This is a genomic window from Rhizobacter sp. (assembly GCA_019635355.1).
GTDB lineage: Bacteria > Pseudomonadota > Gammaproteobacteria > Burkholderiales > Burkholderiaceae_C > Rhizobacter.
Map to the genome: position 1 here is coordinate 1,432,383 of JAHBZQ010000001.1, position 13,601 is coordinate 1,445,983.

Annotated in this window: 12 protein-coding genes; 5 read left to right on the forward strand and 7 right to left on the reverse strand. The window is 66.4% G+C overall.

What is annotated here, in order from left to right; translation table 11 throughout:
- Window positions 1-3: 3 nt before the first annotated feature.
- The 6 genes from KF892_06410 to KF892_06435 all read right to left on the reverse strand — a co-directional run bounded on the left by KF892_06410 (window position 4) and on the right by KF892_06435 (window position 7,568).
- A complete protein-coding gene (locus KF892_06410; protein MBX3624627.1) occupies window positions 4-1,257 on the reverse strand; it encodes a sugar ABC transporter permease in 1,254 nt (417 codons plus the stop codon).
- Window positions 1,254-2,807, reverse strand: coding sequence for a sugar ABC transporter ATP-binding protein (locus KF892_06415; protein ID MBX3624628.1), 1,554 nt, complete (start codon window positions 2,805-2,807; stop codon window positions 1,254-1,256). Before KF892_06415 ends, KF892_06410 begins: the two co-directional genes overlap by 4 nt.
- Before the next feature lie 71 nt (window positions 2,808-2,878).
- A complete protein-coding gene (locus KF892_06420) occupies window positions 2,879-3,946 on the reverse strand; it encodes a sugar-binding protein (protein ID MBX3624629.1) in 1,068 nt (355 codons plus the stop codon).
- A gap of 92 nt (window positions 3,947-4,038) precedes the next feature.
- Complete coding sequence (locus KF892_06425) at window positions 4,039-5,001, reverse strand: ABC transporter substrate-binding protein (GenBank protein MBX3624630.1); 963 nt, start codon at window positions 4,999-5,001, stop codon at window positions 4,039-4,041.
- A 126-nt stretch (window positions 5,002-5,127) separates the two neighbouring features.
- Window positions 5,128-6,567 (reverse strand): aldehyde dehydrogenase family protein, encoded by a 1,440-nt coding sequence (locus tag KF892_06430; GenBank protein ID MBX3624631.1) that lies wholly within the window; start codon window positions 6,565-6,567, stop codon window positions 5,128-5,130.
- A 5-nt stretch (window positions 6,568-6,572) separates the two neighbouring features.
- Entirely contained in the window at window positions 6,573-7,568 is a 996-nt protein-coding gene (locus KF892_06435; GenBank protein ID MBX3624632.1) for an FAH family protein, read from the reverse strand.
- Between the two features lie 116 nt (window positions 7,569-7,684).
- On the opposite strand from KF892_06435, the gene KF892_06440 reads away from it, so the two are divergent.
- Window positions 7,685-8,662, forward strand: a complete 978-nt coding sequence (locus KF892_06440; GenBank protein MBX3624633.1) for a LysR family transcriptional regulator — start codon at window positions 7,685-7,687, stop codon at window positions 8,660-8,662.
- On the opposite strand, the gene KF892_06445 is transcribed toward KF892_06440, so the two are convergent.
- Window positions 8,659-9,426 (reverse strand): SDR family oxidoreductase, encoded by a 768-nt coding sequence (locus KF892_06445; protein MBX3624634.1) that lies wholly within the window; start codon window positions 9,424-9,426, stop codon window positions 8,659-8,661. The two genes, KF892_06440 and KF892_06445, sit on opposite strands and share 4 nt — an antisense overlap.
- Before the next feature lie 140 nt (window positions 9,427-9,566).
- On the opposite strand from KF892_06445, the gene KF892_06450 reads away from it, so the two are divergent.
- The 4 genes from KF892_06450 to KF892_06465 all read left to right on the forward strand — a co-directional run bounded on the left by KF892_06450 (window position 9,567) and on the right by KF892_06465 (window position 13,588).
- Entirely contained in the window at window positions 9,567-11,315 is a 1,749-nt protein-coding gene (locus KF892_06450) for a dihydroxy-acid dehydratase (protein ID MBX3624635.1), read from the forward strand.
- Window positions 11,316-11,393: 78 nt separating this feature from the next.
- Window positions 11,394-12,293 (forward strand): SMP-30/gluconolactonase/LRE family protein, encoded by a 900-nt coding sequence (locus KF892_06455; protein MBX3624636.1) that lies wholly within the window; start codon window positions 11,394-11,396, stop codon window positions 12,291-12,293.
- Window positions 12,283-13,191: an aldose 1-epimerase gene (locus KF892_06460; GenBank protein ID MBX3624637.1), complete on the forward strand. Its 909-nt coding sequence runs from the start codon at window positions 12,283-12,285 to the stop codon at window positions 13,189-13,191. The genes KF892_06455 and KF892_06460 overlap by 11 nt, the downstream gene beginning before the upstream one ends.
- 106 nt (window positions 13,192-13,297) lie before the next feature.
- A complete protein-coding gene (locus KF892_06465; GenBank protein MBX3624638.1) occupies window positions 13,298-13,588 on the forward strand; it encodes a hypothetical protein in 291 nt (96 codons plus the stop codon).
- The last annotated feature ends 13 nt before the right edge of the window (window positions 13,589-13,601 follow it).

The window sequence follows — 13,601 nt, forward strand, 5'->3', positions numbered from 1 at the left end:
GCTTCAGGCTTTGTTCTTGTTGTACACGTCGATGAACACCGCCGCCAACAGCACCAACCCCTTGATGACCTGCTGGTAGTCGATGCCGATGCCCATGATGGACATGCCGTTGTTCATCACGCCCATGATGAAGGCGCCGATCACCGCCCCCATCACCTTGCCCACACCCCCCGAGGCCGAGGCGCCGCCGATGAAGCACGCCGCGATCACGTCGAGCTCGAAGCCGAGGCCGGCCTTGGGCGTGGCGGTGTTGAGGCGGGCGGCGAACACGAGCCCGGCGAGTGCGGCCAGCACGCCCATGTTGGCGAAGGCAAAGAGCGTGAGCCGCTCGGTCTTGATGCCTGACAGGCGCGTGGCCTTCTCGTTGCCGCCGAGCGCATAGATGCGCCGGCCGAGCGTGGTGCGGTGCGTGACGAAGTCGTAGGCCAGCATCAGCACGACCATCACGATCAGCACATTGGGCAGGCCCTTGTACGAAGCCATGAGCCAGCTGAAGGCCACGATGAGTGCTGCGAAGACGAGCGTCTTGCCGAGGAAGAAGGGATAAGGCTCTTCGTCCATGCCGTGCTTGGCCTGGTGCCGGCGCGCGCGCATCTGCACGGCAAACCAGATCGCCGCGGCGATCACGCCGATCACGAGCGAGGTGAGGCGCATGCCCTCATCGGTGAACACTTCCGGAATGAAGCCGGAACTCAGGCGCTGGAAGGCCACCGGGAACGGCCCGACCGACATGCCGCCGAGCAACGCGAGCGACAGCCCCTTGAAGACGAGCATGCCGGCCAGCGTGACGATGAACGACGGGATGCGGCGGTAGGCCACGCACCATCCCTGCGCCGCGCCGATCAGACCACCGGCGACCAGGCAGGCGATGGTGGTGGGCACCGGGTGCCAGCCCATCTGCACCATCAGCACCGCCGCGAGCGCGCCGATGAAGCCGCACACCGAGCCGACGGAAAGATCGATGTGCCCGGCCACGATCACGAGCAGCATGCCCAGCGCCATGATGACGATGTAGCTGTTCTGCAAGACGAGGTTGGTGAGGTTCAGGGGCCGCAGCAGCGTGCCGTCGGTCAGCACCTGGAACAGGCCCATGATGACCACGAGCGACAGCAACATGCCGTACTCGCGCATGTTGGCTTTGATGAATGACCGCCCCTCGGCCGACGGGTACGTCGGCCGATCCCCCGAGGGGATGCGGGCCGGCTCGGGAGCGGCCCAGCGCTCGGCCCGCTGCGACGACGTTGACGGGTTGCTCATGCAGCGATCTCTTCTGTCTGGTGAACTGCGCTGCCTGCCTTGACGATGGCGCGCATGATTTTTTCTTGAGACGCTTCGGCCGCGGTGAACTCGGCCACGAAGCGCCCTTCGTTCATCACGTAGATGCGGTCGCACATGCCGAGCAACTCGGGCATCTCCGACGAGATCATCAGGATGCACTTGCCTTCTTCGGCCAGGCGGGCCATCAGGCTGTAGATCTCGAACTTGGCGCCCACGTCGATGCCGCGGGTGGGCTCGTCGAGGATCAGGAGTTCAGGCTCGGCGAAGAGCCACTTGCTCAGCACCACCTTCTGCTGGTTGCCGCCCGAGAGGTCGACCACCGCCTGGTGCACCCCGGAGCTGCGGATGTTGAGCTTGCGACGGTAGTCGACGGCCACCGAATGCTCGCGGCCACCGTCGATCACGCCGCGCTTCGACACCGCGCGCAGGTTGGCGAGCGTGATGTTGCGGCGGATGTCGTCGTGCAGCACCAGGCCCAGGCCCTTGCGGTCTTCGGTGACGTAGGCGATGCCCTGGGCGATGGCGCGGTCGATGGTGCTGGTGTCGATGGGGCGGCCGTTCTTCAGCACCTCGCCGCTGATGCGCTGGCCGTAGGCGCGGCCGAAGAGGCTCATGGCCAGCTCGGTGCGGCCGGCGCCCATCAGGCCGGCAATGCCGACGATCTCGCCACGGCGCACCGTGAGGTTCACACCTTTCACCACCTCGCGGTTGGCGTGCAGCGGGTGGTGCACATGCCAGTCGCGCAGCTCGAACACCACCTCGCCCGGGTTGGGTGTGCGCTTGGGGTAGCGGTCGGCCATCTCACGGCCGACCATCAGTCGGATGATGTGGTCTTCGCTCGCCGGCTGCTCGCGGCAATCGAGCGTCTCGACGGTGCTGCCGTCGCGCAGCACGGTGATCGAGTCGGCCACCTTGGCGATCTCGTTGAGCTTGTGAGAGATGAGGATCGACGAGATGCCCTGTGCCTTCAGCTGCAACAGCAGCTCGAGCAGCGCTTCGCTGTCGCTCTCGTTGAGGCTTGCGGTGGGCTCGTCGAGAATCAGGAGCTTCACCTCCTTGGCGAGCGCCTTTGCGATCTCGATCAGCTGCTGCTTGCCCACGCCCAAATGCGTGACGAGTGTGGACGGCGATTCGTGGAGGCCGACCTTCGCCAGCAGCTCGCGCGTGCGGCGATGCGCCTCGCCCCAGTCGATCACGCCGTGGCGGGCAGGCTCGTTGCCGAGGAAGAGGTTCTCGGCAATGGACAGCAGCGGCACCAGCGCCAGCTCCTGGTGGATGATGATGATGCCGAGCTTCTCGCTGTCGGCAATGCTCTTGAAGCGGCGCAGCTCGCCCTGGAAGTGGATCTCGCCGCTGCAGGTGTCGCACGGGTACACCCCGCTCAGCACCTTCATCAGCGTCGACTTGCCGGCGCCGTTTTCACCGACGACGGCGTGGATCTCCCCCTGGCGCACCGCCAGGTTGACGTTGCTGAGCGCGTTGACGCCCGGGAACGTCTTGGTGATGCCGCGCATCTCGAGGATGTTCATGGCTTGGAGATCAAAAAAGAGCCTGCGCGACGAATCGGGGTCAGACGCAGGCTCAAGCCGCTTGAACGCTCTTACTTGACCTGGGACTCGGTGTAGTAGCCGCTGCCCACGAGCACCGGCTTCCAGTTGGACGCATCCACGCTCACCGGCTTCAGCAGGTACGAGGGCACGACCTTCACGCCGTTGTTGTAGGTCTTGGTGTCGTTGATCTGCGGCTGCTTGCCGGCGAGCACGGCATCGACCATGTCGACCGTCACCTTGGCGAGTTCACGCGTGTCCTTGAACACGGTGGAGTACTGCTCGCCCGCCAGCATCGACTTCACCGAAGGCAGCTCGGCATCCTGCCCGCTCACCACCGGGAAGGGCTGCTTCGGCGTGCCGTAGCCCACACCCTTCAGCGACGAGAGGATGCCGATGGAGAGACCGTCATACGGGCTCAGCACCGCATCGACCCGCGCGTTGGTGTAGTAGGCCGAGAGCAGGTTGTCCATGCGGGCCTGGGCCACGGCGCCATCCCAGCGCAGGGTGCCGACCTTGTCCATGCCCATCTGCTTGCTGCGCACCACGAGCTTGCCGCTCTTGATGTACGGGTCGAGCACCGACATCGCGCCGTTGTAGAAGAAGAAGGCGTTGTTGTCGTCGGGCGAGCCGCCGAAGAGCTCGATGTTGAACGGGCCCAAGCCCCTCTTCAGGCCGAGCTTGTCGACGATCGAGTTGGCCTGCAGCACGCCGACCTGGAAGTTGTCGAAGGTGGTGTAGTAGTCGACATTCTTCGAGCCGCGGATCAGGCGGTCGTAGGCGATGACCTTCACGCCCTTGTCGGCAGCCTTCTGCAGCGCATCCGACAGCGTGGTGCCGTCGATGGCCGCGATCACGAGGACCTTCGAGCCCTTGGTGATCATGTTCTCCACCTGGGCCAGCTGGTTGGGGATGTCGTCATCCGCGTACTGCAGGTCGGTCTTGTAGCCCTTGGCCTGGAAGTACTTGACCATGCTCTGGCCATCGCTGATCCAGCGCGACGACGACTTGGTGGGCATCGAGATGCCGATGAGGCCCTTCTCCTGGGCCTGGGCAATGGGCATCACCGCGACGAGGCCGGTGGCCAGCGCCGCGACGATCAGGCGTCGAATCTTCTGCATGCTGTCTGTCTCCTTCTTGTGGGGATGCAGCGGGCCACCCGGAGCGTTGCGTGTGGCAACCCCGGGGTGCAGCCCGCCAGCGGTTCAGCGCGTCAGTACTTGCGCTTCGGGAATTCCTTGGCGGCCACTTCCATCGGGAAGACGCCTTCCTCGGTGACGATGCGCTTGGGGATCGGCTTGCCGGCCACCAGGTCCTTCACCGCGGCCATCAGCTGCGGGCCGAGCAGCGGGCTGCACTCGACCGACACGTTCAGCTTGCCGGCGATCATGGCTTCGAAGGCACCCTTCACCGCGTCGATCGAGATGATGATGATGTCCTTCGCGGGCTTCAGGCCGGCCTCTTCGATGGCCTGGATGGCGCCGATGGCCATGTCGTCGTTGTGCGCGTAGAGCACGTTGATCTTCTTGCCCTCGGCCTTCAGGAAGGCTTCCATCACTTCCTTGCCCTTGGCACGGGTGAAGTCGCCGGTCTGCGAGCGGATGATCTTGAACTTCGGGTCGGCCTTGATGATTTCCTCGAAGCCCTTCTTGCGGTCGATCGCGGGCGCCGAGCCCACGGTGCCTTGCAGCTCGACGATGTTGACGGTGCCGGTCTGGCCCTTCATCTTCTCCACCAGCCAGCGGCCGGCCTTGCGGCCTTCTTCCACGAAGTCGGAGCCCATGAAGCTGACCCAGAGGCTGTCGTCCTTCTCGTCGACGGCGCGGTCGGAGAGGATCACCGGGATCTTCGCGGCCTTGGCCTCGCGCAGCACCGTGCCCCAGCCCGACTCGACCACCGGCGAGAAGGCGATCACGTCGACCTTCTGCGCGATGAAGCTGCGGATGGCCTTGATCTGGTTCTCCTGCTTCTGCTGCGCGTCGGAGAACTTGAGCTCGATGCCGGCCTCCTTGGCCGACGACTTGATCGACTCGGTGTTGGCGGTGCGCCATTCGCTTTCAGCCCCGATCTGGCTGAAGCCCAGCACGATCTTCTTCTGGGCGAAAGCGGTGGGCAGCAGGCCGGCCAACGGTGCGGCGGTGGCGGCTGCGATCAGGGTGCGTCGTTGCAGTTTCATGTTGTCTCCTCGTGGGGATGTCTTGGTGGAATGTTTGGCGGAACGAAGCGGCGTTTTGCGAAATGAATGTCTTTCGTTGAAGACCTTCTGTTGTGTGTTCTGTTGTGTGAAAGGCTGGGTGACCTTTCAGGCGAACGTGTAGGCCGTCTTCACGGTCGTGTAGAACTCGGCGGCGTATTTGCCCTGCTCGCGCGGGCCGTAGCTCGAACCTTTGCGCCCGCCGAAGGGCACGTGGTAGTCGACGCCCGCGGTGGGCAGGTTGACCATCACCATGCCGACCTGAGCGTGGCGCTTGAAATGCGTGGCGCGCTTGAGCGAGGTGGTGCAGATGCCGGCACACAGGCCGAAGGGTGTGTCGTTGGCGAGCGCGAGCGCGTGCTCGTAGTCGTCGGCGCGCAGCACGGCGGCCACCGGGCCGAAGATCTCTTCGCGGGCGATGCGGTGCTGCGGCTGCGCGAGGAAGAGCGCCGGGCTCATGTAATGGCCGCGAGTGTCGCGCTCGATCACGTCGCCGCCCCAGATGTGCTCGGCGCCTTCGGTGCGGCCAAGTTCGACGTAGGACAGGTTCTGCGCCAGCTGGTCGCTGCTGACCACGGGGCCGATCTCGGTCTCGCGCTTCAGGGCATGGCCCACACGCAACGCCTTCACACGATCGCGCAGGCGGCTGACGAAGGCATCGTGCACCCCGGCCTCGACGATGAGTCGGCTCGACGCGGTGCAGCGCTGGCCGGTGGAGAAGTACGAGCCTTGCACAGCCACTTCGACCGCCTGATCGAGGTCGGCATCGTTGAGCACGACGAGCGGGTTCTTGCCGCCCATCTCGAGCTGCACCTTCGCGCGGCGGGCGGTGGTGGCTTTCAGCACCTGCTCGCCGACGCCCACCGAGCCGGTGAAGCTCACCGCGTCGACCAGCGTGCTGTCGAGCAGCGCCTGGCCGACCTGGCGGCCACTTCCCATCACGAGGTTGAACACCCCCGCCGGCAGATTGGCGCGGCTGATGATCTCGGCCAGCGACCAGGCGCAGGCCGTCACGATCTCGGCGGGCTTGAAGACGACCGAGTTGCCGTAGGCGAGCGCGGGCGCGATCTTCCACGCGGGAATCGCGAGCGGGAAGTTCCACGGCGCGATGATGCCGACCACGCCGACCGGCTCGCGGCTCATTTCCACATCGACGCCGGGCCGCACCGAGGCCACTTTCTCGCCGCCGATGCGCAGCGCTTCGCCGGCGAAGAACTTGAAGATGTTGCCGGCTCGTACCGTCTCGCCGATCGCCTCGGGCAAGGTCTTGCCCTCTTCACGGGCCAGCAGTTCGCCGAGCTCGTCTTTCCTCGCAATGATTTCGCTGCCGATCTGGTCGAGCGCATCGGCGCGGCGCTGCGGCGTGCTCTGGCCCCACGCACTGCGCGCGTCAGCGGCGGCGCGGATGGCCGACTGCGTCTGGCTGGCGTCGGCGCGGCTGTATTCGCCCACCACGTCGGACAGGTCCGACGGGTTTTCGCTGATGCCAGTGGTGACGCCGTTTTCCCAGCGCCCGTTGATGTAGTTCTTGAAGGTGGGCTGAGCCATGACGTTCACAGGTCTTTCACGCCACCGAAGGCGAAGCCACGCTCGGCCAATGCGAGCGGGTTGACGAGCGGCGCGCCGAACTCGGGCAGCTCGATCTCGAAACGGTCGCCGGGCTGCACGCGGATGTTGTCGGCGAAGCTCAGCGTGGCGGTGCCGAAGAAGTGCAGGTGCAGGTCGCCAGGGCGGCGGTGCGCCTCGTACTTGAAGTGGTGGTACTCCAGGTTGGCGATGCTGTGGCTCATGTTGGCCTCGCCGGTCTGGAAGGGCTTCTCCCACACCACCTCGCCGCCGCGGCGGATGCGGCTGGTGCCCGCCAGGTGCGACGGCAAGGCGCCGGTGCGCAACTCGGGGCCAATGGCACAGGCGCGCAGCTTAGAGTGGGCGAGGTAGAGGTAGTTCTGGCGCTCGGTCACATGGTCGGAAAACTCGTTGCCGATCGCGAAACCCAGGCGACGCGGCTGGCCGCTGCTGTCGATCAAATAGAGGCCGACCAGCTCGGGCTCTTCGCCCCCGTCGAGCGCGAAGTCGGGCATGGTGAGCGGCGCACCGGGCGCGGCGACGATGTGGCCGTTGCCCTTGTAGAACCACTCGGGCTGCACGCCTGCGCCTTCGGCCGGCTTGCCGCCGTCGAGACCCCACTTGAACATGCGCATCGAGTCCGACAGCGTCTCTTCGCCACCGGCGAGCTTGTGGTGCATCGCATCACGCGCGGCGGCGCTGCCGAGGTGCGTGAGGCCGGTGCCGCTCACCAGGCAATGCGCGGGGTCGGGGTGGGTCACGGGCGGCAGCAGCCGGCGCTCTTGTTGCAGCAGCGTGTAGGGCAGTGTGGCGCCCGGGGCATCACGGGTCTCGGCGAACGCTTCGAGCCCCATGCCACGCGACAGCGCCGCATCGGCCAGCGCATAGGCGCTGCGGAATCCGCCGACGCGGCGCACGCCGTCGGCGGTGACACGGCCCACGCTGCAAGCGCCGTCGTCGTCGATGAACTGGATGAGTCTCATGGGGCTGGGGCTTCGAAAGGTGCCGCATGGTACGTAGCCGACAGATAACTTCCTAATAGATATTTGCCGGCAACCGATATACGATTTCTTATCAATGAAAACCCGAACCCTGCTTCATGACGACGAACTACACGCACTGGTTCATCCGCGCCCGGCTCAAGACGCGCCAGCTGCTCCTGCTGGTGGCCCTGGCCGAGGAAGGCAACATCCACCGCGCAGCCCAGGTCCTCAACATGACGCAGCCCGCCGCGTCGAAGTTGCTGAAGGATCTGGAAGACGTGCTGGAGGTGCCGCTCTTCGAACGCCTGCCCCGGGGCATGCGGCCGACGTGGTACGGGGAAACCATGATTCGCCATGCGCGCGTGGCGCTGGCCAGCCTGAACCAGGCGCATGACGAGCTGACGGCCCTGAAGGCCGGCCGCTTCGGCCAGGTGAGCGTGGGCGCGATCACGTCGCCTGGGCTCGTGCTGCTGCCCCCGGCGGTGGCGCTGGTGAAGCAGGAGCACCCAAGCCTCAACATCACGCTGCAGATCGAGACCAGCGACGTGCTCATGGAGCGGCTCTCGCACGGCAAGCTCGACATGATCGTGGCCCGGCTCTTCGCCCAGCACGACAAGACCGATCTGCGCTACGAGGTGCTCGCCGAGGAGCCCGTGTCAGCGATCACACGGCCCGGCCACCCGCTGCTCAACGTGTCGCAGCTCGGGCTGCGCGACGTGGTGAGCGCGGGCTGGATCCTGCCGCCCACCGGCAGCGTGCTGCGCCACCGCTTCGAGTTGATGTTCCAGGAAGAAAGCCTGGAGCCGCCGGTCAACATGGTCGAGACCAGCGCCCTGCTCTTCATCACCAAGATGCTGCAGCAGAGCGACATGATCGCGGTGGTGGCGAGCGATGTGGCGCGCTACTACGCCTCGCACGGCATCGTGTCGATCCTGCCGATCGACCTGCCCTGCCACATGGATTCGTTCGGGCTCATCACCCGCACCGACAAGCTCTTGTCGCCCGCGGCGAAGGTGATGTTGAAGGCGTTGAAGACGACGGCGGTGACCGTGTACGGCACGCGCTTCGAGCCCTCAGCCGAAGATTTGGATTAGGTCCATCCCGCGTCGACGGTGAACTCCTGGGCAGTACACATCGCCGCATCGTCCGACGCCAGGAACAGCACCATGCTCGCGATGTGCTCCGGCAGCAGCTTGTCGGGGAGGCACTGGTTGCGCGCGATCTCCTGCTCGCCCTCGGCGTCGAGCCACATCGTGACCTGCCGCTCGGTCATCACCCAGCCCGGCGTCACCGTGTTGACGCGGATGCGATCCTTGCCCAGCCCCGACGCGAAGCCGCGCGTGAGCCCGTCGACCGACGACTTCGACACCGCGTAGCACGGGTAGTCGCTGTTCTTCGTCTGCCAGCCGATGGAGCCGAGGTTGACGATGGAGCCGAAGCCCAGCCGCTTCATGCCAGGCACCACCGACTGGATGGCAAACATGGCAGGGCGCTGGTTGATGGCGATGCGGTTGTCGTAGTACTCGGGGGTGATCTCCTCCAGCGTGTGGCGGTCGTCGCTGGCCACGTTGTTCACGAGCACGGCAAAGTCGCCCAGCGCCTTCGCCGCATCGGCGATCGCCGCCTGCAGCGCCGGGATGTCGCGCACGTCGCAGCGGCGCCACCAGAGCGAATCGGTGCCGAGCTTCTGCGCGAGCGCACGACTCGACGCCTCGTCGATGTCGACGAACGCCACGCGCGCACCCTGCGCGACGAAGGCCTCGACCATCGCCGCGCCGATCCCGCTGCCGCCGCCGGTGATGAACACGCTGCGGCCCTGCAGGCTGGGGTAGGTGGCGAGTTGAGAGGGGGAAGGCATGCGATCTCCTGATGTATTGCAATCTATATATGTCATGAGTTCTTTTCTTTATTTTTCTATTATCAATGTGCCTTGTTAGCATCCGCCGCGTCAAGCGCCATCGCGCCCGAGCCCCATAAAAGCACCGAGGACGACAACGAATGGATTCGAAGAAGAAGCCCGACGACAAGCCGGGAGACACGCCCGTGCGTCGCAGCCAGGCCTGGTTCGGCAAGCAGGACCGCGATGGCTTCATGCACCGCAGCTGGCTCAAGAACCAGGGCTACCCGCATGACCTGCTCGATGGCCGCCCCGTCATCGGCATCTGCAACACCTGGAGCGAGCTGACCCCCTGCAACGGCCACTTCCGCGACCTGGCGGAATTCGTGAAGCGTGGCGTGTACGAGGCGGGCGGCTTCCCGCTGGAATTCCCGGTGATGTCGCTCGGCGAGACGCAGATGCGGCCGACGGCGATGCTCTTCCGCAACCTCGCGAGCATGGACGTCGAAGAGTCGATCCGCGGCAACCCGATCGACGGCGTGGTGCTGCTGATGGGCTGCGACAAGACCACCCCGTCGTTGATGATGGGCGCGGCCAGCTGCGACCTGCCGACCATCGGCCTCTCGGGCGGGCCGATGCTCAACGGCAAGTTCCGCGGGCGCGACGTGGGCTCCGGCACCGGCGTGTGGCAGATGAGCGAGATGGTGCGGGCCGGCGAGATGACGATGGAGGAGTTCACCGCCGCCGAGTCGTGCATGCACCGCTCCAGCGGCACCTGCATGACGATGGGCACGGCGTCGACGATGGCGAGCATGGTGGAAGCGCTCGGCATGTCGCTGCCCGAGAACGCGGCGATTCCCGCCGTCGACACGCGGCGCCACCGCCTCGCGCAGCTCACCGGCCGGCGCATCGTCGAGATGGTGAAAGAGGACTTGCGCATGTCGAAGATCCTCACGCGCCAGGCCTTCGAGAACGCGATCCGCACCAACGCGGCCATCGGTGGCTCCACCAACGCCGTGGTGCACCTGCTGGCCATCGCCGGGCGCATGGGCATCCCGCTCACGCTGGAAGACTTCGACAAGCTCGGTGCCGAGATGCCCTGCATCCTCAACCTGCAGCCCTCGGGCAAGTACCTGATGGAAGACTTCTTCTATGCAGGCGGCCTGCCGGCAGTACTGCGTGAGATCGCCTCGCGCCTGCACCTCGATGCCCCCACGGTCAACGGCAAGACGCTCGGCGAGAACATCGCCAACGCCGCCTGCTACGACCGCGAAGTCATCAAGACGCCCGAAGAGCCCTTCATGGCCGACGCCGGCATCGCGGTGCTGCGCGGCAACCTCGCGCCCAACGGCGCGGTCATCAAGCCTTCCGCGGCCTCGGCCCACCTGCTCAAGCACCGCGGCCGTGCGGTGGTGTTCGAGAACATCGAAGACTTCCACGCCCGCATCGACGACCCCGAGCTCGACGTCGACGAGCACTGCGTGATGGTGCTCAAGAACTGCGGCCCGCGCGGCTACCCCGGCATGGCCGAGGTGGGCAACATGCCGTTGCCGCCCAAGGTGCTGCAGAAAGGCATCACCGACATGGTCCGCATCAGCGACGGCCGCATGAGCGGCACCGCCTACGGCACCGTGGTGCTGCACACCTCGCCCGAAGCGGCTGCCGGCGGCACGCTCGCGCTCGTGAAGAACGGCGACGTGATCGAGCTCGACGTGGCGAATCGCCGCCTGCACCTGGAGGTGTCGGACGAAGAGCTGGCCAAGCGTCGCGCCGACTGGCAGGCACCCGAGGTGCCGAAACGCGGCTGGTACAAGCTCTACGTCGAGCATGTGCAGCAGGCACACCTGGGGGCCGACCTCGACTTCCTGGTGGGCAGCAGCGGTGCGGCGGTGCCGCGCGAATCGCACTGACGACTGCATTCAGGAACAAAGCGGTTACGGCCGAAGCCTCCACAATCCGCGCCGTTTCCACTTGCTGAGCCTGCCGCCATGACCGCCCCGCGCCCCGCCTCTAACCTGCGCTGCCTCTGGCCCGCCAACGCCACGCTCGGCGAAGGCACCCTCTGGTCGCCTCGGCGCCAGGCGCTCTATTGGGTCGACATCCTCGGCCGGCGGCTGCACCGCTATGAGCCGGCGAACGACACGCGCATCAGCTGGCATTTCGATGAAGAGATCTCGGCAGTGGCCGAGCGCGCCCACCACCCGGGCCTGCTCGTCACGCTGCGCAGCGGCTTCGCCTTCTTCGACCCCGACACCGGCACGCTCGAGCCGCTGCACGACCCCGAGCCGCACATCGAAGGCAACCGCTTCAACGACGGCAAGTGCGATGCGCACGGCAACTTCTGGGGCGGCACGATGGACTTCGCCTGCACCGCACCCACCGGCAAGCTCTACCGCTTCGACGCCGAGCGCCGCTGCACCCTCGCCTTCGACGCGAACTACGCCGTCACCAACGGCCCCACCTGGTCGCTCGACGGCCGCACGCTTTTCTTCAACGAGACGGCGAAGAAGAAGGTCCATGCCTTCGACCTCGACCCCGCCACCGGCACGCTGTCGAACCAGCGCCTCTTCCTCAAGTTCGCCGACGATGACGGCTACCCCGACGGCATGACCACCGATGCCGACGGCCGCCTGTGGATCGCCCACTGGGGCGGCGCCTGCGTCACCTGCCACGACCCGGTGACGGCCAAAGAACTCGCGCGCATCCCGCTGCCCACCAGCCACGTCAGCAACTGCTGCTTCGGCGGCCCCGAGCTGAAGACGCTCTTCATCACCACCGCCCGCTTCGAGTTGAGCGAGGCGCAACTCGCCGCGCAGCCGCTGGCCGGCGCGCTCTTCTCCATCAACCTCGACTGCGCGGGCCGCGCCCCGAACCTCTATGCAGGCTGACATCGTTTGGCTCGAACACGTCGGCCAGCGCCTCGGCCTGCTGCCCGCCCTGGGCGGCGGCGTCGCGGCCTGGCAGGTCTGGCACGGCGACGCCTGGCACGACCTCTGGCGCCCCTGGAGCGGCGAGAGCCCCGACCGCTACACCTTCGCCAATTTCGCCATGCTCCCGTGGACCAACCGCATCAGCCGCGGCGGCTTCGAGCAGGCCGGCCACTTTCACCCGGTGGCGCCCAACCGCGCCGGCGAGCCCTACCCCATCCACGGCGACGGCTGGCTGCAGGCCTGGCAGGCCGACCAACCCGCAGTCAACACGCTGCGCCTGCAACTCGAATCGACCCGGCACGACGGCAACCCCTACCACTACCGCGCCACGCAGACCTTCACGCTGGTCGATGGCGGGCTGGACCAGTCCATCCACATCACCCACCTCGGCGCCGAGCCGTTGCCCTACGGCCTGGGCCTGCACCCCTACTTCCCGCGCACGCCCGGCACGCGCATCACCACCTCGGTGAAGGGTGTGTGGCTGTGCGGCAGCGACCCGCTGCCCACCGCGCACACCGCGGAGATCCCGGCCGACTGGGACTTCAACCGCGGCGCCCCGGCGCACGGCAGCTTCGTCGACAACTGCTACACCGGCTGGTCGGGCGAGGCCCACATCGACTGGCCCGAGCACGGCCTGCGACTCACGATGCGCGACCCCGCCACGCTTCGGCGGGGTCGCGACGACGGTTTCTGCCTGATGTACCGGCCACCGCAAGGCAACGCCTTTTGCTTCGAGCCGGTCACCCACCCGATCGATGCCTTCCACCTGCCGGGACGGCCCGGGCTGCAGGTGCTGTCGGCCGGTGAAACGTTGAGCCTCGACGTGCAGTGGCGCGTGGAGAAATCGACGCGCTGAGCCTTCGCGTCGGCTGGCGCGAACCGATTCTGCGGCCAAGGTCTTGCTCCGCTCGCTACGATGGCGACGAGGGGCGGCACCTCCGCCTCGACCACCCTTCCTGACGATGATCGAGAAAGTCTCCGCCGGCATCGTGGCCACGCTCTGCGTGGTCTTCATGATCCGGCTGCTGGTCGGTGCGCAGCGGCGGGCCCGGCTCGATGCCTGGGCGCGCATCGCCTGGTTGCGCCTGAAGCACGGCGGGCTGCAGCTCTACCACTGGCGCAGCTCGCGCAAGAGCGCCGAGCGCCTGGCCGAAGAGGCCATCCGCCGCGCCCGCGACGACGGCCACTGGGAAGGCAACGTCTACAAGCCCAAGTCGTTCAGCAAGAAGCCGCCGCGCGACAAGATGCACTGACCCGCCAACACGG

What these genes read in the sequence shown, in the direction of transcription:
- KF892_06430 (MBX3624631.1), bottom strand. Translation starts at nt 6,567, where the DNA reads ATGGCTCAGCCCACCTTCAAGAACTACATCAACGGGCGCTGGGAAAAC.
- KF892_06445 (MBX3624634.1), bottom strand. Translation starts at nt 9,426, where the DNA reads ATGCCTTCCCCCTCTCAACTCGCCACCTACCCCAGCCTGCAGGGCCGC.
- KF892_06425 (MBX3624630.1), bottom strand. Translation starts at nt 5,001, where the DNA reads ATGAAACTGCAACGACGCACCCTGATCGCAGCCGCCACCGCCGCACCG.
- KF892_06410 (MBX3624627.1), bottom strand. Translation starts at nt 1,257, where the DNA reads ATGAGCAACCCGTCAACGTCGTCGCAGCGGGCCGAGCGCTGGGCCGCT.
- KF892_06455 (MBX3624636.1), top strand. Translation starts at nt 11,394, where the DNA reads ATGACCGCCCCGCGCCCCGCCTCTAACCTGCGCTGCCTCTGGCCCGCC.
- KF892_06460 (MBX3624637.1), top strand. Translation starts at nt 12,283, where the DNA reads ATGCAGGCTGACATCGTTTGGCTCGAACACGTCGGCCAGCGCCTCGGC.
- KF892_06440 (MBX3624633.1), top strand. Translation starts at nt 7,685, where the DNA reads ATGACGACGAACTACACGCACTGGTTCATCCGCGCCCGGCTCAAGACG.
- KF892_06465 (MBX3624638.1), top strand. Translation starts at nt 13,298, where the DNA reads ATGATCGAGAAAGTCTCCGCCGGCATCGTGGCCACGCTCTGCGTGGTC.
- KF892_06420 (MBX3624629.1), bottom strand. Translation starts at nt 3,946, where the DNA reads ATGCAGAAGATTCGACGCCTGATCGTCGCGGCGCTGGCCACCGGCCTC.
- KF892_06450 (MBX3624635.1), top strand. Translation starts at nt 9,567, where the DNA reads ATGGATTCGAAGAAGAAGCCCGACGACAAGCCGGGAGACACGCCCGTG.
- KF892_06435 (MBX3624632.1), bottom strand. Translation starts at nt 7,568, where the DNA reads ATGAGACTCATCCAGTTCATCGACGACGACGGCGCTTGCAGCGTGGGC.
- KF892_06415 (MBX3624628.1), bottom strand. Translation starts at nt 2,807, where the DNA reads ATGAACATCCTCGAGATGCGCGGCATCACCAAGACGTTCCCGGGCGTC.